Raw genomic sequence first — 22,676 nt, 5'->3', positions numbered from 1 at the left:
GAGTGAAGACCCGGGCATTGTCGCGTCTGCTACTCTCCGCCAACTATCGCGGTGAAAAGCGTGAGCGTTTTATGCGCGGTTCTTGAGGTACTCGGAGACCAGGAACGCGATTTCCAGGGACTGCGAGTGGTTCAGGCGCGGGTCGCACAGGGACTCGTAGCGGTCAGCCAGTGCTGCCTCGTCGATGGCGTCGGAGCCACCCAGGCACTCGGTCACGTCGTCGCCGGTCATTTCCACGTGGATACCGCCGGGGAACGAACCCAGAGCCTCGTGCACCTCGAAGAAGCCGCGAACCTCGTCGAGCACGTCGTCGAAGCGGCGGGTCTTGTAGCCGGAGGGCACGGAGATGGTGTTGCCGTGCATCGGGTCGGTTACCCAAACAACCTTCGCGCCTTCAGCCTGCACGCCCTCAACGATCGAGGGCAGCTTCTCGCGAATGTTCTTCGCGCCCATGCGGGTGATGAAGGTCAGGCGGCCGGGCTCGCGGTTCGGGTCGAGCTTGTCGATCAGTGCGAGTGCGTCCTCTGCGGTGGTGGTCGGGCCCAGCTTCACGCCGATGGGGTTGCGGACCTTGGAGAGGAAGTCCACGTGTGCATCGTCGACACCGCGGGTGCGCTCGCCAATCCACAGGAAGTGTGCGGAGGTGTCGTAGGGCAGCTGAGTACGGGAGTCGATGCGGGTCAGAGCACGCTCGTAGTCCAGAACCAGTGCCTCGTGGCCGACGTACAAGTCGGTAGTCTTGAGAGCTTCGAAGTTCACGCCGCAGGCTTCCATGAACTTGAGGGCGCGACCGATTTCGTTAGCGGTCTTCTCGTAACGCTCGTGCGCGGGGTTGGAGGTGAAGCCGCGGTTCCACTGGTGCACGGCGCGCAGGTCTGCGAAGCCGCCCTTGGTGAATGCGCGCACCAGGTTCAGGGTGGAGGCGCTGGTGTGGTAGCCGCGCAGCATGCGCTTGGGGTCGTGTACGCGTGCTTCGGGGGTGAAGTCGAAGCCGTTGACGGTCTCACCGCGGAAGGAGGGCAGGGTGACATCGCCGCGGGTTTCCATGTCTGCCGAACGCGGCTTGGAGAACTGGCCCGCCATGCGGCCCATCTTCACCACGGGCATGGACGCACCGTAGGTGAGCACTGCGGACATCTGCAGGATGGTCTTGACGCGGCCGGAAATCTTGTCGGCGGTTGCGCCCGCGAAGGTTTCTGCGCAGTCGCCGCCCTGCAGGAGGAATGCGCGGCCTTCAGCAACCTCGCCAAGTGCCTGACGCATGGCATCGACCTCACCGGCGAAGACGAGCGGCGGTACCGAGTTCAGTTCGGCGATGGTGCTTTCAAAATCTTCGTGCTCGCTCCAGGTGGGCTGCTGGTCAATGTGCAGCTCGCGCCAGGTGTCCAGGCCGTGGTCGGGGGCCTGCGAGGTGCTGAGGTTTTGGTTGCTCATCTTCACTCCATCGGGATGGTCTTGTGCGTTTTCTGATTCGACCCTGGTTCGGTGCCCGATGCGCCGTGTTCGGCGTGCGTGCACGTGGTTCTCAGGGATGAATAGACTAATTGTACTCTTGCTTGCTTCAACACCTAACCCCGCAGTCAGGTACATCTCATATGTTTAGATGGCGCCACCCGGTATCGGCGATAAGCGGGTTGATGAGCGCCGTTGCAGAAGGGCATACGAAAGGGCGGGATGCGGCGTCTACCGCATCCCGCCCTCTGGCGTATGTGCGCACCCGTTTGGGGTGCTGTCTCAATGTTTAGTGCTGCAGGTTTAGTGCTGCAGGTGCGCGACAGCTTCGTCAGCGCTCATGTTCTTATCAGCCATGAGCTTCTTGACGCGGTCGGCGTACACGTCCACGTATTCCTGACCGCTCAGGGCGCGAATTTCGGAGCCGATACGGTCGGCGATTTCACGCTGAACGCGGTGGCTCAGATCTGAGCCGTCGGTGTACTCCTCGAAGGTGAGAGGCTTGCCGATGATGGTGCGCACCTGAATGGGCTTACCGTCGTGGCGCAGGCGGATACGGTTAGAGCCGGAGGGCTGAATCAGGTCGGTGCCGATCTGGCCAACGGGTACCACGGGCGCGCCGGTTTCCAGGGCGAGGCGGGCGACACCGACCTTGGGGCGGTAGCCGCGTCCGTCGGGGCTGCGGGTACCCTCGGGGTAGATGCCAATAACGCCGCCGTCCTTGAGGACCTGCGCGCCAGCGTTGAGGGATTCCTGGCTCTTCTGGCCACCGGAGCGGTCCATGGGCAGCTGACCGACGCCGCGGAAGAACGCCGCCATGGCACGGCCCTTCACGCCGGGGGTGGTGAAGTAGTCGCTCTTGGCGAGGAAGTTCACGGTGCGAGGCATGGCGAGAGGAATAAAAATGGAGTCGCAGAACGCCAGGTGGTTGCTGGCGACAATGTAGGGACCCTCGGGCAGATTCTCAAGGCCCACCACGTCATGGTGGTACAGTCCCTGCAGCAGGGGGGAGCCAAGAATCTTGAGCGTTGAATAGAGGGCGGTGTTAGGCATGGGGTCTCCTCTCTGAATGTTCCCGGCTCAATTCTAGCGTGTCTGGAGAGGCGCAAGGGAACGCGCGATAATTAAAGAAAAGAGAACGATTTTTCTGCGCACCGGTGTATCGGGTGCGCTGGAGGCGATATACCGGCATCGGTGCTGTATCTGCGGCGCCCCACCGGGGTACGCTATAGAGCCTGCACCTGCGTTCATATTCGCGCAGGTTGGCGAAGGAGGACCATGAGCATTTTTGATAACTCGTTGGAGCCGCTCAAGCGGATGCGCCGCAAGGCTCGCGAGCGCAGGCTTCTTGCGACCCAAAATGTTAAGGACTCCCTGGCGCGTCACCTCGGGGAGGAGCAGGAGACGTTCGATCACTCCCCCGTTTCTTTTACCCCTGATTCGGCGCAGCATTCTGTGGGTATTTTGCTGGTGCACGGTTTTACGGGTTCGCCGCACAGCATGCGCCCGTTGGCTCAGCGTTTCATGAAGCTTGGTTATGCGGTAGAGATGCCGTTGCTGACCGGTCACGGCACTCGCTGGCAGGATTTGCGTGATAGCACGTACCAGCAGTGGCTGGATTCTGCCGAGCAGGGGTACCGCCGCCTGACCGATCAGGGTCTGCGTGTGGTGGTCATTGGCATGTCGATGGGTGGCACGGTGGCAACTCACCTGTCAGCGCGTCTGCCGGTGGCGGGTACGGTGCTGATTAACCCCTACATGGTGGATGTGAACCCGATGATGCGCCATGCGGGCAAGGTCTCTAAGGTTCTGCCGATGCTCAAGGCGATTGGCTCCGATATTGCGGTTCCTGGTGTGAGCGAGGGCGCGTATTCTATCGTTCCGACGGCGGCGGTGCATCAGCTGCATCTTTTGGGTGCTGAGACGCGTGCGTTGATTCCGCAGTTGAAGTCGCCGGTTCTGTATGCGCGTTCATTGGGCGATCATACTGTGTCGGATAGCTCCCATAAATATTTTCTCGAACATTGTTCAGTTCCTGTAGAATTTAGGTGGCTGACCCGCAGCTACCATGTGGCAACGCTCGACTACGACGCCGAGTATCTTCTCTCCACCGTTCAAGCTTTTGTCACTTCCCTAAACCACTAAATTCTGAAGGTTCCACGCACCAGCCGGCGCATGCATCACCCGCCGCGGTGCGCAGAACACTCAGAAAGCCATCACGGCACCTCGAGAAATCGAGGACAGCCCGCGGCACCGGACCGCCCGAGCTTACGCCCTGATTCGAAAGGCGCATTATGAAAGTCTTCTCCGCTCCCGCTGAGGTTCTCGTCGACCCCTCGCTGAATCTGACGAGCATTGTTGAGCGCCACCGAGCCGATAGCTCTAACCCATTGCTGTACCGCCGTCAGATGTCTCCGGGTAACTGGCAGCCGGTTCGTGCCCAGCAGTTCCACCAGATGGTGACCGACCTGGCGAAGGGCATGATTGCCGCGGGTATCCGCCCGGGTGACCGTGTGGGCATTATGAGCCGCACCCGCTTCGAGTGGACCGTCATTGACTTCGCGATTTGGTACGCGGGCGCCATCTCTGTGCCTGTGTACGAGACCAACGCACCCGCACAGGCGGCGTGGGCGCTCGCCCATTCGGAGGCTACCGCCATCTTCGTTGAGGATGAGAAGCTTCTGGCACGCATTGCCGAGGCCGAGGAGCTTTCCGCGTCCACCGAAGAGCCCATGCAGCTGAAGCACCGCTGGGTCATCGAGAACGGCGACCTGGATGAGCTGAGCGCCCGTGCTTCCGAGGTCAGCGACGAACAGCTTGAGCAGGCACGCACCCGCGCCACCTGCGATGACATCGCGACCATTGTGTACACCTCCGGCACGACCGGCCGCCCCAAGGGTTGCCCGCTCACCCACGGCAATTTCCTGAACCTGAGCGCCAACACGCGCTTCGTGGAAAGCGAGATTGCGAACCCCCGCAACTCGTCGATCCTCTTCTTGCCGTTGGCGCACGTTCTGGCACGCCTGATTCAGGTGCTGGCCCTGGACGCCGGTGTGGTTATCGGCCACTCCCCGAACATTAAGAACCTCGCGGCCGATCTTGATAGCTTCAAGCCGACCATGCTGCTGGTGGTCCCCCGAGTCTTCGAGAAGGTGTACGAGGGTGCCATGGCGAAGGCGGCTAAGGGTGGCAAGTTCAATAAGTCGCTCTTTGAGCGTTCCACCGATATTGCGGTGCGCTGGTCACAGGCGAAGGTTGAGGGCCGTGTCCCGCTGAAGCTGGCGGCGCAGTACGCTCTGTACGACAAGCTGGTCTACTCGAAGCTGCGTGCGGCTCTGGGCGGCGAGCTACGTTACGCGGTCTCCGGCGGCGGTCCCCTCGGCGAGCGCCTGGCGCACTTCTTCCACGCGGTGGGTGTGCAGGTGGTTGAGGGTTACGGCCTGACCGAGACCTGCGCCCCGATTGCGGCTGGCCGCATCAACCCGTACCAGATTGGCATGATTGGCCCGCTCATCCCCGGTTCCGAAGGCTATATTGCTGAGGACGGCGAGCTTCTGGTTCGTGGCGTGGGCGTGATTAGCAGCTACTACAAGAACCCCGAAGAGGACGCTCAGGCGTTCACTGAGGACGGCTGGTTCCGTACCGGTGACCTGGCTCATTTCGATGAGCGCGGCTACCTGAAGATTGTGGGACGCAAGAAGGAAATCATCGTCACCGCCGGCGGCAAGAACGTCATTCCGGGCATTGCGGAGAACCATCTGCGCACCTCTCCCCTGGTCTCCCAGGCCATGCTGGTGGGGGATGAGAAGCCCTTCATCGCGGCCCTCGTGACCCTGGATCCGGATACCCTGCCCGAGCAGCTCGAGCACCTGGGTCTGCCGCGTTCGCTCTCCATTCCGGAGGCTGCCGTTCACCCGGCGGTTCGTGCCGCAATTCAGAAGCTCGTGGATGAGGCGAACCAGCTGGTTTCCCGCGCCGAGGGTATTCGCGAGTTCCGCATCATGAACCGTGACCTGACCGAGGAAGATGGCTACCTGACTCCTTCGCAGAAGTTGCGCCGCGCGAAGATTCTGCAGGACTTCTCCTCCTACGTGGATGAGATGTACGGCAAGGTTTCCGATAGCACCTCGGATTCTTTGGCTCGCTTGCAGGAGTACGCTGCGGAGCAGTCTGAGAAGTTCGCTGAGCTGCGTGAGCAGGCGGCCGAGCGTCTGCACGAGTATGCTGACCACCAGGCAGAGCGTCTTGCCGAGCTGCGTGAGCAGGCGGCTGAGAAGTTTGAGGAGCTGCGTGAGCAAACCGCCGAAATGATGCAGAAGCCTCATGAAGAGAAGGCCGAGGAAGAAAAGGCTGAGGACTCCTCCGCTGAGGTTTCTTCCGCAGCGGCTCCCGCCGAGAAGCCCGCACAGGCTGAGAAGAAGGCTGCTACAGAGCAGAGCCCTCAGAAGTCTGACACCGACAAGGCATAACCGGCTCTGGCCACCATTAACGAGAGGCCATACACGAGAGGAGGAGGTCGTACCGCTTAGGTACGACCCCCTCCTCTCTGTTTGTTCGCTAGATGCCTCGGCTTCCGAGCGTTATCTAGCCGTCGTTAGCTGGCGGATCCTTAGTTTGCGGGCTCGTCGAATTCCAGGCCGAGCAGCGCGTTCTCAATGATTTCGGTCAGTGCCGGGTGGATCCAGTACTGGCCGCGTGCGAGGGTGCGCGCATCCATGCCGAAGCTCATTGCCTGCAGTAGCGGCTGGATGAGCACGGAGGATTCTTCACCGACCAGGTGCGCACCGAGCAGCTCGCCGTTGTCCTTGCGGGCAATCAGCTTGCACAGGCCGATCTTGTCTTCCATTGCCCAGCCGTAGGCGGTGTCGCCAAAGTTCTGTGCCTTGACGGTAATCTCAAAGCCTTCACGCTCAGCGGCCTGGCGCGCCTGCTCTTCAGTCATGCCGACCACGGCGATTTGCGGGTTGCTGAAGACCGCGCCGGGTACGTAGCGGTGGTCGCTGGCGCGCAGGTCCTCGGGGTGGCTGAGGTTGTGCTGCACCACGCGGGCCTCGTGGTTTGCCACGTGCTTGAGCTGGTAGCTGCTGGACACGTCCCCGAGGGCGTAGACGCCGGGTACGGGTGCACCGTTGTAGAGCACGCGCTGGTACTTATCGACGCTGAGCTGACCGCCGTCCTGCACGTCGAAGTAGTTCTTCGCGTTGAGGGTGTCGGTGTTGGGGCGGCGACCGGTTGCTACGAGCACAGCGTCTGCCGGGATTTCGAGCAGTTCTTCACCGTTCTCGGTGGTGCGCTTCGCTACGACGGTTACGCTGCCGTCGGCGTTCTCACGGATTTCGGAGAGGGACGCATCCTTGACGATGTTCCACTGCTTGCTTGCGGCTTCTTCGAAGCGTGCCACGACCTCTTCGTCCACGCCGCGCAACAGGCGGGAGGAGCGGTTCAGCTGGGTTACTTCGGTGCCGAATGCGGAGAAAACGTGGGAGAATTCTGCCGCAATCACACCGCCGCCGATGACGACCATGCGGGCGGGCAGTTCGTCCAGGCGCATGACGTTGTCGTTGGTGTAGACCTTGGAGGAGTCGATACCGGGCACGGGAGGCAGCACGGCGCGCGAACCTGCCGCAATGACAATCTGGCGGCCCTGCAGGCGGGTGCCGTCGGTCAGCTCGACGGTGTGGGAGCCTACAAAGCGTGCGTACTGGTCGTAGAAGTCGACGTTGGGCAGGCCGGCACGCCATTCGCGGCCGCCTTCAACAATCTGGTCAATGCGAGAGGCAAAGATGCGGTCACGAATCTGTGCCCAGTGCACGGCGTCTACGTGTGCGTCGACGCCCAGGTGCTTGACCTCGCGGGTCTTCTGCGCGATAGTCGCCGGGTAGACGTACATCTTGGTGGGGATGCAGCCAACGTTCAGGCAGGTGCCACCGAAGATACCGCCGTCGATGAGGGCGACCTTCTTGTCATCCCATTCGGGGCCGATGAGGGTGTTGCCGGATCCGGAGCCGATGACGATGAGGTCGTATTGTGCTACGCCGTCAATGCGTTCTACGTTCTCGATGCTCATGTGGTCCTCTCGTTGTTGGTGTTGAGGCTGGGCTCGTTCCCAGCGTGCCCCTCGATGGCGGGGTTATTTCTGTTACTGCCACTATAACGCGTGGAGGCTACCGGCTATTCCCACTATCTGGTGTCAATGTTGACGGATATACGAAAGTGCGCCGTCCCAAAGAACACAGCACTGAGAACACAGGGCTGAGAACACAGCGCTGAAAATACAGAGGTTCTTTGAGAAGACGCACTCAAGCGTTGAGACCTCAAGCGTTGAAACTATGTGAGCCCGCGGATTAGTGACGCGTAGATGTCTGCGTTTAGAGGTCTGCCATGAGCCCCGCCAGTAGGCGGGTGAAGTCAATGGCGGGATCAACCGACTCTTCGTCGGGCCAAAAATGAATCGGGTACGCCGCACCCTGGGCGCGTTGCAGCACGGGGCTTTCAGCGAGCACAGGATCTGCCACGAGCTCGCCGAAGAGGGAGCGCATTTCGTCGCGTCGGTAGCGGTGTTCGCTGTCGTTGGGGCGCATCTTGTTGATAACTACTCCCGCACCGTCAATGCTGATGCCGCTTTCCTGCTGAAAGCGCACGATGGCACGCAGGGTTCGTTCGGTGCCCGCCACGGAGAAGAGGGAGGGCTCTGCTACCGAGAGGATACGCTCACTCACCGCCCAGCCCATCGAAGACAGGGTTCCGAGGAACGGCGGGCAGTCAATCAGAATCACGTCGTAGGCGTCCGCTGCCGCCTCCACCATGCGCTTGAATCGGCGGATGAACGGCGCGGCTTCCTGCCGGTCCACGAGGGTGGAGCGCGCCGAGCCTCGCGCCACCTTCACGCTACCGGTGGTCACGGGGTTATTGGTCAGCAGGGTGGGTTTGCCGACGAGCGCGTTCCAGGAGGAGCTACCGGCTTCCTCCGCGAAGGCGCGTTCATTGGAGCTGGCAATCAGGGAGGCGACGTCGGGGATGGTTTCATCCACTGCCAGGCCGGTGCTGGCGTCGCCGTGGGGGTCGAGGTCAATAACAAGTGTGGAGAGTCCGCTGTGTAATGCCGCGGAGGCGAGCCCCAAAGTGATGGACGTTTTGCCAACGCCACCCTTGAGGCTGCTGATACTGACGATGCGGGGCATGCAGGTCCCTTTTATGAGTGAGGTGTAATGCCCCTTTATTTTAGCGAATCTTCGCTTTTCTTCTGGCTCTGACAGGGGTGTATCTTGAGTTTTTTCTCAAGTGAGCATTGAATATTCCCTCGCATTTAAAGCTTCAGCCCGCGCTCGCTACCCGATAGGTAGTGAGCGCGGGCTGATTCACGTTTTGTGTTTTATGCCTGTGCGCGGCGGGCACGGCGGGCGGCGAGTTCGTCGCCTTCGAAGTTTTCGTGCATTTCTTCGCCGGGCTGACCGTTGAGGTTCATTTCGATTTCGCGCCAGACGCGACCGATAGCGATACCGAAGACGCCCTGACCGGCCTGTACAAGGTCGATAACCTCGCTCGGGGAGGTGCATTCGTAGACGGTGGTGCCGTCACTCATGAGGGTAATGTTCGCGAGGTCGTCAATGCCGCGGGTACGCAGGTGCTCGATGGAGGTGCGAATCTGCTGCAGGGACACGCCGGTGTCAAGCAGTCGCTTCACAATCTTGAGCACGAGCACGTCGCGGAAGCTGTAGAGGCGCTGGGTACCGGATCCGGAGGCACCACGCACGGTGGGTACGACCAGATCGGTGCGTGCCCAGTAGTCGAGCTGGCGGTAGGTGATGCCGGCTGCCTTGCAGGCGACAGCACCGCGGTATCCGAGGTTTTCCTCGACGACAGAGACAGGGTCGGTGAAGAGTACGCCCTGTTCACCGCGCGGAGGCGGTGCTACGGGGAAGAGGGTGTCGAAGCCATCCAGGGGCTGGTCGAAGCCCTGGGGTGCCTCATGAGTGCTTGCGGCCTCGCCTGCATTTTCGGCTACCTGCTGCTCTAGCACGGTCCCTCCTTTTCATTAACCCGTTTAATGCGATTCACCGCGCCCTATCAAATGCGGTCGACTTCGTTCCGGTGCAGCCCCGATTTTCGGGGTGAGATTCTAGGGTTACACCTTAGAATCTGCATCTATGATTCGCGTAACTTCCCCCTGTGAGGTTGGCTACGCGGTTTTCAATACTACACATTGGCTCGACTATTCGGTTCGTAGAACACGACTCGATAGCGCGACCGATGCGCGATAGGCGCGGTTGTTCAATCTATTTTAACTGATAGAGGGCTCTACTTAAAATTGAACCCACCGAAGCGAATGATCTTTTCAGATTCGTCCTTGCCTCATTAACACCCTATAGGGGCACTCCTCCCCCACTGTTCCCTTCGCTCTTCGGGATGCCCATCCCACAGGGGAGTTTATACAGGGGGGAGTTTAAAAAGTAAATGCGTACGGGCTGGTAGTCCGTACGCATTTACCGCTGAGTTGAGTGAATAGCCTTGGCAGGCCGGGAGCCCCCTGGTGAGAAAGCTCTTCGTGTTGGACGAAGGGGTAGAAATTCCGAGCGTGCCAGCGTCGGCTTCGTCCAAGTCTAGAGGCCGCTACCCGTTGGTGCAGGTAGGGACTATAGAGGGAATCACCGTGGTCAGTGGTGTTTCCCGAGGGAAATCCCCGTTTGGGGTGCGGTGGAACCGCATGGGGTTTGAAGGGTAGACAGTCCGGTCGTCTGCCCCTTCACTGCCTACTCGTAGGTAGGCATTGCCGATTCGACGAGAGTTGCGTGCAACTGCAGGCACAACTTGCGAATCTTGTCAGCTCGTTCCTGTGCCTGAGCCTGGGAGGCTGCGTCGCGGCGCGAAGCCAGCGGAGCTACCGCAATTTCCACGAGGGAGATTTCGCGGTCTGCCGCAGACTTGAATGCGCGCAGGTGACGGGGCTGAATGCCGTGCTGGGTCAGCTCTGCGCTCACGCGGGCGATCAGCACGTCGTAATCGGTGTACTCCACATCCGAGCCGTCTTCGAGCAATCCAAAGTCAATCAGCTCGCGAATCAGTTCGGGAGTGGTGTTAGCGTATTCTGCCAGCTCGCGGAGGCTGTAGGTTCGGCCTTCCTGCTCGTCCGGTCCGAGGACGGTATCCAGGACGTCTTCACTTACGGTGGTGGGCATGGAGTTCAGTACGCGTCCGGCTTCCAGGTCCTCCAGATGCTGACGGATTACCTTGAGCGGCATGTAGTGGTCGCGCTGCATAGTGAGGATATAGCGCAGGCGCTCAATGTCAGTCTGGGAGTACTTGCGGTAACCGGTTTCGGTACGGCTGGGGTGCACCAGACCGCGCTCCTCCAGGAAACGAATCTTGGATGCGCTAATTCCGGGGAACTCCAGGTCAAGCTGACTAAGAACCTGACCGATGGTCCGACTCTTAACGTCACGCGGGTTACGGTCAGAGTCGCCGTTCTCCACGTCCTCTAGTTGAACCTCAGCGTTAGTGAGGTTTTCATCGATGCGTGAGGTCATCTATGTCTTTCGGGTACTTTGTTCAGCCGATGTCGATACGAGCCGAAGTTTGAGTGAGTGGCTCGTTCCCCCGGTCGGGGGTCTCGCTTCGTGCCGAACATCTTTGCTTAGTGTTGAGAGTGTGATAGATAAGTTTAGTTGTTTATCACGAAATGATAAACCGCAAACCTTCGAGACAATCTTATAGCCTCACAAGGCATTTTGCTATTTAGTTCGCCCTTTTTAGGGGCTTTTTGAACCCAAAAATAGCCACACATTCAAACACTATCCAGTAGAGACAGTACCAATTTTAGCAAAATTCCAATACTTCGAACACATGCATCTCATATTGGACTGCTTTACGAGGAAAATTTTATCTTCTCGCGATAGTTGAAGTTTTCATCACATTTAACTTGAAAGAGGCTCCCACTAGGGGTTTAGTCATCCTTCAAGCCCTTTTAGTGAATTCCTACACCTTCAAGACGAACCTTAAATACGCCCAACTATTTGCGTTTATGTGCATTTTAAAAGAAAAACGGCGAGACCAATCGGTCTCGCCGTCTCACCACTACATACCTCTTATCCGAGGCCTATAGAAGGTCTTAGAGTCTATCGACTTAGAGCTTGTCCAGCTCAGCCTTGTATGCCTCTGCATCCAGCAGGTTTGCCAGGTCATCAGCGTTCTCGGGGCGAATCTCAATGATCCAGCCCTCGCCGTAGGGATCGGAGTTGACCAGTGCGGGGTCATCCTCCAGGCCCTCGTTCACTGCGACAATCTCGCCAGCGACGGGAGCAAAGAGATCGGAGACAGACTTGGTGGACTCAATCTCACCGAAGCTATCCTCAGCAGCTACAGAATCGCCAACAGAGGGAAGGTCGACGTAGACGACGTCACCCAGTGCATCCTGAGCGTGGTCAGTAATACCAACACGTACGGTGCCCTCGGCGGTGAGAGCGGAAACCCACTCGTGCTCAGAAGTGTACGAGAGTTCTGCGGGAACGTTGCTCATAGCAGCGGTGTCCTTTCAGTGTGTTCTTGCGTAGCGCGGACCGTCCCGCGCACGGTGTCGTTCCGTATGTGGGATGACGGAACGTCCTACACCAATTATCACATAAGAAGTAACGCGGGGCACGTCCAAACACCCCCGTACCACTTCTATGACACTATATTTTCCTTATCCTATCTAACCGCTCAACAAGCGCCCCTTCCCAAGGCCCTAGAAGCACCCCTATTACTCACCTCCAGCAGGGAGCCATCAGACACACCAAAAGGCTCAGGGCCCCACACCATGAAGGTGCAGGGCCCTGAGCCTTAGGCTAGAGAGCTAAACTCTCACAGCGCCTTAGCGGGAAGAAATGACGCGCTCGGAGAAGCGGTTCGGGTTACCGAAACGGTGTGCGGTAATCGAAACAGCCTGCTCGCGGAGGAAGGGCAGCATCTCGATACGGCCAGCCTCGGTGACCGGTGCGAAGTACACTGCAACATCCGGGCGACCACCCAGTGCCGAGTAGATGGACTTCACATCGTTACCGATGTAGCGGATACGGGTGCCTTCCAGCGGGGTACCAGCCAGTGCGCGAACCGGGGTCTTAGCGTTCGAAGCCAGGTACTCGCGGAACTGAGCGTCCGACTTGACCTCGTACTTGACACCCTTGTTCTCCAGGACGCCGCGGACGTCGACCGGCAGGTCCTTACCGACGGACAGAGCAACCGGTGCGTTAGCTGCCAGACCGGCGAGCACAACGCGCAGGGTCTCTGCGGGCGATGCGGACTCGTCTGCACGAACCAGAACCTGGGTGGGTACGTAGCGCAGGATGTTGCGCTCGACGCCCAGCTTCGAGGGATCGTGGCCGAAGCCGAACTCGGTGTCCCAAGCGTGTGCGTCAGAGGAGACGCCGCGCTTGATGAATGCGAAGTCATCGCGCTTGCCCAGCTCGGAGTTCTCGATGGTAGCCAGGGTCTCGCGGACGGTCACCGACTGGGTGGTTGCGGTCGCGGTTGCCTGTGCGGGCTCCCAATCGGACAGAGCGATCAGGTAGCTGGGGCCACCAGCCTTGGTACCGGAACCCACGGTGGACTTCTTCCAACCACCGAAGGGCTGACGCTGAACGATTGCACCGGTAATTGCACGGTTGACGTACAGGTTACCTGCCTGGACCTTGGAGAGCCACAGCTCGAGCTCGTCAGCATCCAGCGAGTGCAGGCCTGCGGTCAGACCGTAGTCGGGTGCGTTCTGCAGCTCGATTGCCTCTTCCAGGGTGTCAGCGGTCATGATACCCAGGATGGGGCCGAAGTACTCGGTCATGTGGTACTCGGAACCGGGCTTGACGCCTTCGCGAACACCGGGGCTCCACAGACGGCCAGTCTCGTCCAGTTCCTTGGGCTGGATGAGCCAACGCTCGCCCGGGCCGAGGGTGGTCAGACCACGCAGCAGCTTCTCTTCCGGCTTCTGAACAACGGGGCCCATCTGGGACTCGATGTCCTGCGGGTGTGCCACGTGCAGGGAGCTGACGGAGTCAATCAGCTGGCGGCGGAAACGCTCGGACTGTGCCACGGAGCCAACCAGGATGACGGTCGAACCAGCGGAGCACTTCTGACCTGCGTGGCCGAATGCCGAGTAGACGACGTCCTTGACGGCGAGGTCGATGTCAGCGTTCGGGGTGACGATGATGGAGTTCTTACCCGAGGTCTCACCGAACAGGGGCAGGTCATCACGCCAGGAGCGGAAGAGCTCAGCGGTCTCGTAACCACCGGTCAGGATCAGGCGGTCAACTTCGGGGTGCGAGATGAGCAGCTTACCTGCAGCGCGGTCAACAACCTTGACGAGCTTCAGAACTTCCTTGGGAACGCCTGCATCCCACATGATCTCTGCGATCAGTGCACCGGTGCGAGCGGTAATGGTTGCGGGCTTGAAGATGACAGCAGAACCTGCAGCCAGACCAGCCAGAACACCACCGGCGGGGATAGCGGTCGGGAAGTTCCACGGGGGAACAACCAGGGTCAGGTCAACGGACTTGGGCTTTGCGCCGTCGATCTTCTCGAGGTCCTCAGCCAGCATTGCGTAGTAGTATGCGAAGTCGATTGCCTCGGAGACCTCGGTGTCGCCCTGCTCCAGGGTCTTGCCAGCCTCAGCTGCCATAACCTCAAGCAGGTCGCCGCGGCGCAGTGCGATAGCCTTACCGACCTTGCGCAGAATCTCTGCACGCTCGTGGCCGGAGAGCTTACCCCATGCCTTGCCAGCCTCTTCGGTTTCCTTGATCAGCTTCTCTGCGTCAGCTTCGCTGGTCAGTTCGTTAGCCTTGAGGGTTTCGATGCCCAGCTTGGTGGTCTTGGAGCGCTCGAGGATTGCGCGGCCCCACTCGCGGTTACCTGCCAGTGCGGGGTCGGTGTCGGGGGTGTTCTCGAAGCGGCCAGCCGGTACGAAGACGTTGTCCTCGTTCTCGGTCAGACGGTTCTGGGTGCGCTTGGATGCGGGAACCTCGTCGGTGACGGAGTTCAGTGCACGCATGAAGCGGTCCTCTTCGCGCTTGAAGATGGACTCGTCGGTTGCCAGGTCGAAGATACCGGACATGAAGTTCTCGGAGGAAGCGTTCTCCTCGAGACGACGGATCAGGTATGCGATAGCAACGTCGAATTCCTTGGGGTTCACGACGGGCACGTACAGCAGCAGGTGGCCAACGCGGCGGCGGATAATCTCAGCCTGCTGCTCAGCCATACCAATCAGCATCTCGAACTCGACGCGATCCTTCACGCCGCGGTCCTCGGACAGCAGCAGTGCGAAAGCAACGTCGAAGAGGTTGTGGCCTGCGATACCGAGGCGGATGTTCTTCACGTGCTCGGGGCGCAGTGCGTAGTCCAGAACGCGCTTGTAGTTGGTGTCAGCAGCCTGCTTGGTGTCCCAGGTGGTCAGCGGCCAGCCGTGCATAACAGCTTCCACGATCTCCATGGAAAGGTTTGCACCCTTCACCAGGCGGACCTTGACGCCAGCGCCGCCAGCCTCAACACGCTTAGCAGCCCATGCCTGCAGGCGCTGCATTGCAGCCAGGGTGTCGGGCAGGTATGCCTGGAGCACGATACCGGCTTCCAGGTCCTTCAGGTGCGGCTGGTCCAGAATCTTGGTGAACACCTCAATGGTGAGGTCCAGATCCTTGTACTCCTCCATGTCCAGGTTGATGAACTTCTTGGGGGAGGAAGAAGCAGCCAGCTCGTACAGCGGGGTCAGGCGACGAACAGCGGTCTCAACGACCTCGTCGAATGCCCAGTGCTGGTGGGGGCCGGAAACAGCGGACACCTTAATGGAGACGTAATCAACGTCGTCACGTGCCAGCAGACGCTTGGTCTCAGCCAGGCGGTGCTCTGCTTCCTTGTCACCCAGAACTGCCTCACCGAGCAGGTTGACGTTCAGGCGGTTACCGGTCTTGGTCAGCTCTGCAATTGCGTCGCCCAGCTTCTCCTCGGAAGCGTCGACAATCAGGTGACCGACCATCTCGCGCAGCACGCGGCGTGCAACGGGAACGGTAGGCCATGCGACCTTGCCAGCCAGCTTGCCACCGAAGCCAACAGCGGACTTCATGTACCAGGGCAGGAAGGAAGGTGCCAGGCCGGAAATACGGGAAAGGTTGCGGCCGGAGACGTTGTCGTCTTCGGGGCGAATAACGCCATCAACAAAGCCGACGGTGAAGGGAAGACCATTGGGGTCCTTCAGAACACCGGCGAGCTGCTCAGCCGCGAAGGTGGGCTTGATCGACTGGGACTCGTTTACCCACTGACGAACAAGCTGACGAGCTTCCAGAGCCATCTTCTGGTAGTGCTCAGATGCGAAAGGATGGGTCATCCTTGACTCCTAACTATCTCACTGTGTGCGGTGCACACCACGTTTGGCGATGTCTCTATTTCACCACAAAAGGGTAATAAATACCTCATTAGAAAAACTGAATGTTTTTTCCAAAATCCATTTAGTTTTTCTAAATGATTATGTAGCGTGGTTCCCGCCCGGCAACCCTCCGAACACCGAGCCCAAAGAGAAGAAACGAAGACCATAGCAACACCGCTATCCATCTCTCTCAGGCTAGCACTTTCAGAACGCAAATACCGAACCCATCTCGTAACAATCGAACACTTCAAAACCATTCCCAAAAGCATCTTCGACCCTGAGAATCATCACACCCACGCAAAATACCCGTCACACAAGCCAACATGCGTTTTCAGGGCCCCCATCGTCTCAAAAAGAGCCGCAACAAAGCCCACGCGGTACCATAGACAAGAGTCCACAATGAGAGACGCACCACGGAAGAGCTCAGAGGCACAATCTGCAGAACAACCGGGCGCACCAGGGAGAAAAACGTGTCAATCTACGACATCCGACGCATGCAAATGCTCCTCGAAATTCAAGAACGCGGCACCATCATCGCCGCCGCAGAAGCGCTCAGCCTCACCCCTTCCGCCGTCTCCCAGCAGATTGCCACCCTCGAAAAAGAAACCGGCACCCCGCTGTTGCAGCGCATCGGCAGGCGCGTACAGCTCACCAGCGCCGGACTCATCATCGTCGACAGCGCCCGTAGCATCCTGCGCGAACTCGACCGCATGCAAACCTCCGTCGCCAACCTCACCGGCGAACCCGCCGGCATGGTGCGCCTCGCCATCTTCCAGTCCGCCGCCTTCGCGTTGCTACCGGAAACCCTCAGCTACCTCGCCGAGCACGCCCCCTCGCTCACCCTGCAGGTACTGCAAATCGACCCCGAAACCGGCACCTCCCTGACCCGAAGCCGCGAATACGACATGGTGCTCTCCGAAGCCTACCCGCACCACCACATCCCCGAATACCCCGAGCTGCACTCCGAACTACTCACCGAAGACCCGCTCAGCCTCATCGTGCCTAGCACCTCCACCATCACCTCCATTGAAGAGGCGCACGCACTCCCCTGGGTCCTCGAAATGGAACAGAACACCTCCCGCAGCTGGGCGCTCAACCAGTGCCGCACCGCCGGGTTCGAACCGGTCATCCGCTACAGCGCCAACGACATGATCACGAACTCCAACCTCGTCAAGGCCGGATTCGCCGTCACCATCGTGCCCGGGTTCATCCTCTCCTCCCTCTCCACCACCGAGGGGCTACGCATCGTGGAGCTGCCCGGCAAACCCTCCCGCAAAATCTTCACCGCGGTACGCCGCGAATCCGCCGCCAACCCCGCCATCGCCATGGTGCGCGAAGCCCTGCACCACGCGGTCAAGGTGGCATTCGGCGAGCACGAAAAGACCGAAACCGCATAAAAAACTCAGCCGCCGCTCAACCCGGCACACCAGATAACACAAAGGTCGGGGCCGTTCCCACGAACGACCCCGACCTTTCACTGTGCCTTTTGAACAGGCGCCTATATATAGAGGTATAAAAGTACGGATAGCGGAGCTACTCCCCCGCCGTTCCCATTCTTTACAGAATCCAGCTCAACTGCTAGTTCAGCGAAGCCACCACGGCCGGGCTCTGCACCTCATAGAACGACGACGACAAACCAGCCGCCGCCATATCCAGCACGGCGCTCACATGAACCTGCTTCAACGCAGAACCGGCAACGCCCGAAGCCACCTGATAATTCAACTGAACGTCTAGACGGTGACCGCGAGGAATAGCGGTACGCAGCTCCAGAACATTCTCACTGCCGGAACCAGCCTGACCGGTCTGCTCACTACGGCGCACCGCATCAAGATTCAGCGCATCCACCGGAGCCACCAGAGCCGAAGCACCCATACCACCCGAAGGCAACACCGCCTGACCAGAGGTCACGCGAAGAGTCACCGCGGGATTCAGCAACAAACCAGTCTTTGGATCCTGCGCGCGAGCACGCACCATCAGGCGAGTACCCACCGGCAGAGTCGAATTACCCTCATTAATAATGCTCAGGCGAGTCGGCAGATTCTTGAAAGCAACAGTACGCGCCGGCTGGCTCTGCAAAGACACAGCCTGTACACCGGAAGCCGCCTTCAACTCCAAACGGATGCACGACTCGTTATAACGCGTCGGCACCTGCACCAGCGCAGAGCTCGCCGCCCCACCGTGCTGACCACGTTGACCGCCACGATGCCCGCCGCGCTGACCGACAGGACGCTGAGTCACCGGGGTACCGTGCACGCCGCGCCTACCACCCGAACGGGTCGCCGCCTCCGCAGCACTCACGCCGCCAGCCACCAGGGCAGCCGAAGCACCCGCAACCTTCAACGCGGTACGGCGAGAAGCATTCATCAGATTATTCTTAGTCATTTTCTACTCCCCTTATGCCTTCGCGATACGGTACACGCCGCTAATCGTGCCCTGCCACCAGGTGCCGTAACGGTCAATGGTGCCCACCATCTGCAGGGTGTCACCGCCGCCAAGTAGCAGGCTCACGTGCTGAGGTAGACGCTGCTCGTGCATCGTCTTACCGGTCTCCATATCAATCGCGACGGCCCACGCGTAGGCACCATTCGCCAAACCAGCAGGACCACGGCGACGCTCACAGGTGTAAATCAGCCCGTCAGCCGTGGAATAGCGAGGAACAGCCGAAGAGTAAACGTCCTTACGGTCCCAAATCTTACGCAGACCACGGTTGGTAATATCCCAACGCTCCATACCGGGGGCAAAAAGCGCATTCGCAGGAACCGACGGGCCGGCGCCCTCAGGGTACTTCGGGTAGGGGTAGCCGTAGGTGCTTGCACCGACCATCGTGTTACCCACACCGATCATGGAATTCTCAGTGCCAGAGGTACCGGCAGTAAACAGGCCAGCGCTACCGACCTTCGCACCGTTATCGGTGCGGTACACAATGACCGACTCCTGAATATCAGAGTTATCGGTCAGCATCACGTAATCGGAGCCGTTCGGGCCAAAGAAGGTCGGGGAGGCGCCAGAACCCCACGCGAGCTTGCCCGGCTTACGGGCGCTACCGCGGTCGTACGCATGCCACCACTTGAGGGTGGGCGCACCGGTTGCCGTAGCGTTCAGCATATAAATCGCGTGGGAGGTCACCACGCTCACGCCCTGCGGGCACGCCGAAATCGAGTTATCGATACGCTCACCAGCAATCGACGCCTTATTCAAGCGCATCGAGCGAATCGTGCCGCGGGCAGAATCAATCACGGCAATGTAGCCATTCTTCGTCGCAACCCAAATGCGACCGGCCCAGTCGGGCACCAGACCAACCACAGCGTCGTTGGCGCTCTGGGCGAGCATACGGCTCAGATCAATGCGCTCATCAACCCGGATGCTGCGTCCGTCGTTGGAATGAGAAAGGCGCAGCAGGCACTGGGAGCCATCCACTAGAACCATGCGATCCTGCGCGTCAAGGTAGGCGTACACACCGCCGAGAAGTGCACCCTTAGGGATGTCCAAGTGGGAGAGCTCGCGGCCGGTATGCGGGTCAAGGATAGAGAGCTTCGGGGTGATGAACTCGCCGTGGGCGAAGACCTGGGTGCAGAGCACCTGAATGAAGCCGTCGCGTCCGGCGAGAATCGTCGGGCAGGCGCCGCCGAGCTTCGTGCCGGTAATCTTCCAGTCACCGGCGCCGGGGCCGGCAAGAGGAGTAGCGTCGGAAGACTGGGCATCACCGTGCATGGTGGTAATGCCGGGTGCGCCCAGGTGCGGATTCGCCTGGGCGTTATAGGTGGGGGTCATGGTTGGTTCTTTCTAACGGTGAGTGGCGCACACCTTCAATGGAGTGCACAAATATGCGCTTTCACATGCGCAAACGTTTCACATTGTAGGGTCAGAAAGCAGTTTTTGACGACACTAAAGGACACCTTGAAACATTGTTCAGGCGACGCTTGAGATCTTCACCTGGAAAGCTCTCAAGCACTACCTTTCAGATTCAAGGCGCCCCTTTACCCCATCACCACGGACTCTCATACCCGCGGCGATTATTTTTAGCTATTTCTCCATGAGCGCCTTTGCCAGGGCATCATCAAGAACCAAGTCAGTAATTGCGCCCGTACGCAACGCGCCGCGCAAAGCACGCACACGGTGAGTACCGGACGCAACGCAAATACGGCGCGGAATGCGGGCAAGCTCCTTCGGAGTCGGACCGGACGCACGCTTATTCAACTCAAGATCAGCCCACGAGCCGTCCTCACGCAGAAGAATCGTGCACATATCCCCCACAACGCCCAGCTCACGCAACTGACGCTGCTCCTGCACCTCAAAATAGCCACCCGAATACACGTGAGAAGGAATAGGTCCACCAAAAGCACCCACGCCAAAAATAGCGAGGTCAACATTCTGCTGGGCATGCAGATTCTTCTGCACGCTACGCTCACGCCACATGGCGGTCTTCGTGTCCGCATAGTCAAAGAACGCGGGAACCGGAAAATGGATAGTCTGCGCATCATAGGCATTCACCAACTGCCCCAGCAGGGAACCCAGGTACGGAATGCCCGAATGGTGCGCGTTACCGGCACCATTCATCTGCACGACAGTCACGCCCTTTAGAGGGCGGCGCGGCAGATGACGAGAAATCTCGGTCATCGTTGAACCCCACGCCACACCCAGGCTCGTTCCATTATCAATCAGGGAATCAAGTAGAGCCGCCGCAGTACGGGATACCTGGCTCATGCGGGCGATGGGGGTGGCGTCCGAACGGACATTCACGAGAGTAACGCGCACCTTATAGCGCTCACCGATGCGGCGCTCAAGCTCGCTGCGGGCACGGAAGGAATCATCTAGACGGATCTGCACCATGCCGCTCTCACGAGCACTTTTAAGCAGACGCGACACAGTGGCTCGAGAAACCCCCAGACGAGCCGCGATAGCGTCCATCGTCATGTTGTGGATGTAGTACAGCTGCGCCGCCTCATAAGTGTGGTTAGCGCGTTCGTTCATCTGCCACAGACCCCCAGTGAAAATCCGTTCATACTGCTTGGTTATTATTTCACCATTGGGTTTTACTAAATGCAAGATGAAACCCCCACGCCGCACAAGCGGCAATACAGGAAAGAGCAGTACATGAGCTCCCAGCACATTGCACAGCAGTCTCAGCTGACCGCCGAGTCCCGCGCCAAGGCGCTCAAGAGCATGGTCAACGAAGAACTCGACATCTTGGTCGTCGGCGGCGGCATCACCGGTGCAGGCATTGCCCTCGACGCAGCAACCCGCGGTCTGCGCACCGGTATCGTCGAAGCAGGCGACTGGGCTGCAGGCACCAGCGCATGGTCCTCCAAGCTCGTTCACGGCGGCCTGCGCTACCTCTACAACCTCGACTTCAAGCTCGTGACCGAAGCACTGACCGAGCGCGGCCTGCTGCTGAACAAGATCGCACCCCACCTGGTGCACGCACAGCCCTTCCTGTGGCCCCTGAAGATGCCCGTCATCGAGCGCGCATACTCCGCAATCGGCATCGGCATGTACGACACCCTCGCATTCCTCGGTTCCCGCGGCAACAAGGGCGTCCCCTCCCAGCGTCACTTCACCAAGACCGGCACCAAGACCGTCTTCCCCGACATCAAGGACTCCGCATTCAGCGGCGCAATCCAGTTCTACGATGCACGCGTTGACGACGCACGCCTCGTCATCGACGTCGTCCGCACCGCTGCAGGCTACGGCGCACTGGCTGCATCCCGCACCCAGGTTGTCGGCTTCACCAAGGACGCATCCGGCCGCGTCATCGGCGCAGAGCTGGCAGACCTGGAGACCGGCGAGCGCCTGAACGTGCGCGCAAAGCACGTCATCAACGCAACCGGCGTGTGGACCGAAGAGTCCGAGTCCCTCGCTAACCCCGAAGGTGGCCTGGAGGTTCTGGCATCCAAGGGTATCCACATCGTGGTTCCTCGCGACCGCATCAACGCAACCAGCGGTATCTTCACCAAGACCGAGAAGTCCGTTCTCTTCATCATCCCCTGGCAGCGTTACTGGATCATTGGCACCACCGACACCCCCTACGCCGAGGACCGCGAGCGCCCCGTCGCAACCAGCAAGGACATCGACTACGTCCTGATGCAGGCCAACAAGCTGATCGCTAACCCGCTGACCCGCGAGGACATCATCGGCACCTACACCGGTCTGCGCCCGCTGCTGCAGCCCAAGGTCAAGGACGGCGCAGCATCCACCAAGGTTTCCCGCGAGCACACCGTGACCGAGGTTGCACCCGGCATGAGCGCAATCGCAGGCGGCAAGCTCACCACCTACCGTGTCATGGCTGCCGACGCTGTCGACTTCGCGCTGGGCGAGCAGGCTAAGCAGAACCCCTCCGTAACCGCAACCATCGGCCTGGTCGGTGCAGACGGCTACCACGCAATCGCTGCTAACCGTGCACGCTACGCAGAGCGTTACGGCTGGGATGAGGACCGTATCACCCACCTGCTCGAGCGTTACGGCGCGCAGATTGAGGACCTCGGCGCTCTCATCGACGCTGACCCCTCCCTCGGTGCTCCCCTGGCTAAGGCACCCCAGTTCCTGCGTGCAGACGTCGTCTTCGCTGTCCGCTACGAAGGTGCCCTGCACCTGGAGGACGTTCTGGTCCGCCGCGTACGCCTCGACCTCGAGCAGCGCGACCGCGGCTTGGCAGCAGCAGACGAGATTCTCGACATCATGCGTGCCGAGCTCGGCTGGGACGACAAGAAGGTCAAGGAGGAACTCGACCTCTACGCAGCACGCGTTGCAGCAATGCGCGAGGCAGAGTCCACCTCCACCGACGCTGAGGCATCGGCAAAGATTGAGGCTGTCACCCCTGTGGCACCTCGTGTGAAGCTCTAATCCTTAG

15 protein-coding genes are annotated in these 22,676 nt (G+C 59.8%); 4 read left to right on the top strand and 11 right to left on the bottom strand.

Annotated features, from left to right (window positions below):
• Positions 1 to 69: 69 nt before the first annotated feature.
• On the bottom strand, positions 70 to 1,434 hold the full coding sequence (locus tag AB8C10_RS02110; RefSeq protein ID WP_294602652.1) for a class II 3-deoxy-7-phosphoheptulonate synthase: 1,365 nt from the start codon (positions 1,432 to 1,434) through the stop codon (positions 70 to 72).
• A 321-nt stretch (positions 1,435 to 1,755) separates the two neighbouring features.
• Positions 1,756 to 2,505 (bottom strand): lysophospholipid acyltransferase family protein, encoded by a 750-nt coding sequence (locus AB8C10_RS02105; RefSeq protein WP_368866684.1) that lies wholly within the window; start codon positions 2,503 to 2,505, stop codon positions 1,756 to 1,758.
• Positions 2,506 to 2,730: 225 nt separating this feature from the next.
• On the opposite strand from AB8C10_RS02105, the gene AB8C10_RS02100 reads away from it, so the two are divergent.
• Positions 2,731 to 3,597 carry an alpha/beta hydrolase gene (locus AB8C10_RS02100; protein WP_368866683.1) on the top strand — a complete coding sequence of 289 codons (867 nt, stop codon included), beginning with the start codon at positions 2,731 to 2,733 and terminating at the stop codon, positions 3,595 to 3,597.
• A 149-nt stretch (positions 3,598 to 3,746) separates the two neighbouring features.
• Entirely contained in the window at positions 3,747 to 5,921 is a 2,175-nt protein-coding gene (locus tag AB8C10_RS02095; protein WP_368866682.1) for an AMP-binding protein, read from the top strand.
• Positions 5,922 to 6,061: 140 nt separating this feature from the next.
• On the opposite strand, the gene AB8C10_RS02090 is transcribed toward AB8C10_RS02095, so the two are convergent.
• The 6 genes from AB8C10_RS02090 to AB8C10_RS02065 all read right to left on the bottom strand — a co-directional run bounded on the left by AB8C10_RS02090 (position 6,062) and on the right by AB8C10_RS02065 (position 15,790).
• Positions 6,062 to 7,519 (bottom strand): mycothione reductase, encoded by a 1,458-nt coding sequence (locus tag AB8C10_RS02090; RefSeq protein ID WP_368866681.1) that lies wholly within the window; start codon positions 7,517 to 7,519, stop codon positions 6,062 to 6,064.
• A gap of 301 nt (positions 7,520 to 7,820) precedes the next feature.
• Positions 7,821 to 8,633 carry a ParA family protein gene (locus AB8C10_RS02085; RefSeq protein WP_005507726.1) on the bottom strand — a complete coding sequence of 271 codons (813 nt, stop codon included), beginning with the start codon at positions 8,631 to 8,633 and terminating at the stop codon, positions 7,821 to 7,823.
• A 191-nt stretch (positions 8,634 to 8,824) separates the two neighbouring features.
• Positions 8,825 to 9,472: a MerR family transcriptional regulator gene (locus AB8C10_RS02080; protein WP_314604867.1), complete on the bottom strand. Its 648-nt coding sequence runs from the start codon at positions 9,470 to 9,472 to the stop codon at positions 8,825 to 8,827.
• 730 nt (positions 9,473 to 10,202) lie between these two features.
• Entirely contained in the window at positions 10,203 to 10,976 is a 774-nt protein-coding gene (gene ftsR / locus AB8C10_RS02075) for a transcriptional regulator FtsR (protein WP_005506588.1), read from the bottom strand.
• A 596-nt stretch (positions 10,977 to 11,572) separates the two neighbouring features.
• Positions 11,573 to 11,965, bottom strand: a complete 393-nt coding sequence (gene gcvH / locus AB8C10_RS02070; protein WP_005506589.1) for a glycine cleavage system protein GcvH — start codon at positions 11,963 to 11,965, stop codon at positions 11,573 to 11,575.
• A 333-nt stretch (positions 11,966 to 12,298) separates the two neighbouring features.
• Complete coding sequence (locus AB8C10_RS02065) at positions 12,299 to 15,790, bottom strand: bifunctional proline dehydrogenase/L-glutamate gamma-semialdehyde dehydrogenase (RefSeq protein WP_368866680.1); 3,492 nt, start codon at positions 15,788 to 15,790, stop codon at positions 12,299 to 12,301.
• A 509-nt stretch (positions 15,791 to 16,299) separates the two neighbouring features.
• Here AB8C10_RS02065 and AB8C10_RS02060 point away from each other — a divergent pair.
• Positions 16,300 to 17,226, top strand: coding sequence for a LysR family transcriptional regulator (locus tag AB8C10_RS02060; RefSeq protein ID WP_298457352.1), 927 nt, complete (start codon positions 16,300 to 16,302; stop codon positions 17,224 to 17,226).
• 181 nt (positions 17,227 to 17,407) lie between these two features.
• Here AB8C10_RS02060 and AB8C10_RS02055 read toward each other — a convergent pair whose 3' ends face one another.
• The 3 genes from AB8C10_RS02055 to AB8C10_RS02045 all read right to left on the bottom strand — a co-directional run bounded on the left by AB8C10_RS02055 (position 17,408) and on the right by AB8C10_RS02045 (position 20,800).
• The gene (locus AB8C10_RS02055) at positions 17,408 to 18,211 is read right to left on the bottom strand and encodes a transcriptional initiation protein Tat (RefSeq protein WP_368866679.1); all 804 of its coding nucleotides are present in this window, start codon (positions 18,209 to 18,211) and stop codon (positions 17,408 to 17,410) included.
• A gap of 12 nt (positions 18,212 to 18,223) precedes the next feature.
• Positions 18,224 to 19,600: a 6-pyruvoyl tetrahydrobiopterin synthase gene (locus AB8C10_RS02050; protein WP_368866678.1), complete on the bottom strand. Its 1,377-nt coding sequence runs from the start codon at positions 19,598 to 19,600 to the stop codon at positions 18,224 to 18,226.
• Positions 19,601 to 19,852: 252 nt separating this feature from the next.
• Positions 19,853 to 20,800: a sugar-binding transcriptional regulator gene (locus AB8C10_RS02045; RefSeq protein ID WP_049359844.1), complete on the bottom strand. Its 948-nt coding sequence runs from the start codon at positions 20,798 to 20,800 to the stop codon at positions 19,853 to 19,855.
• A gap of 123 nt (positions 20,801 to 20,923) precedes the next feature.
• On the opposite strand from AB8C10_RS02045, the gene AB8C10_RS02040 reads away from it, so the two are divergent.
• Positions 20,924 to 22,669, top strand: a complete 1,746-nt coding sequence (locus AB8C10_RS02040) for a glycerol-3-phosphate dehydrogenase/oxidase (protein ID WP_368866677.1) — start codon at positions 20,924 to 20,926, stop codon at positions 22,667 to 22,669.
• Positions 22,670 to 22,676 lie beyond the last annotated feature (7 nt).

This window comes from Rothia mucilaginosa (assembly GCF_964210535.1).
In the GTDB taxonomy this organism is placed as follows: Bacteria; Actinomycetota; Actinomycetes; order Actinomycetales; family Micrococcaceae; genus Rothia; species Rothia mucilaginosa_F.
This window is presented reverse-complemented; position numbering and strand designations above follow the sequence as displayed.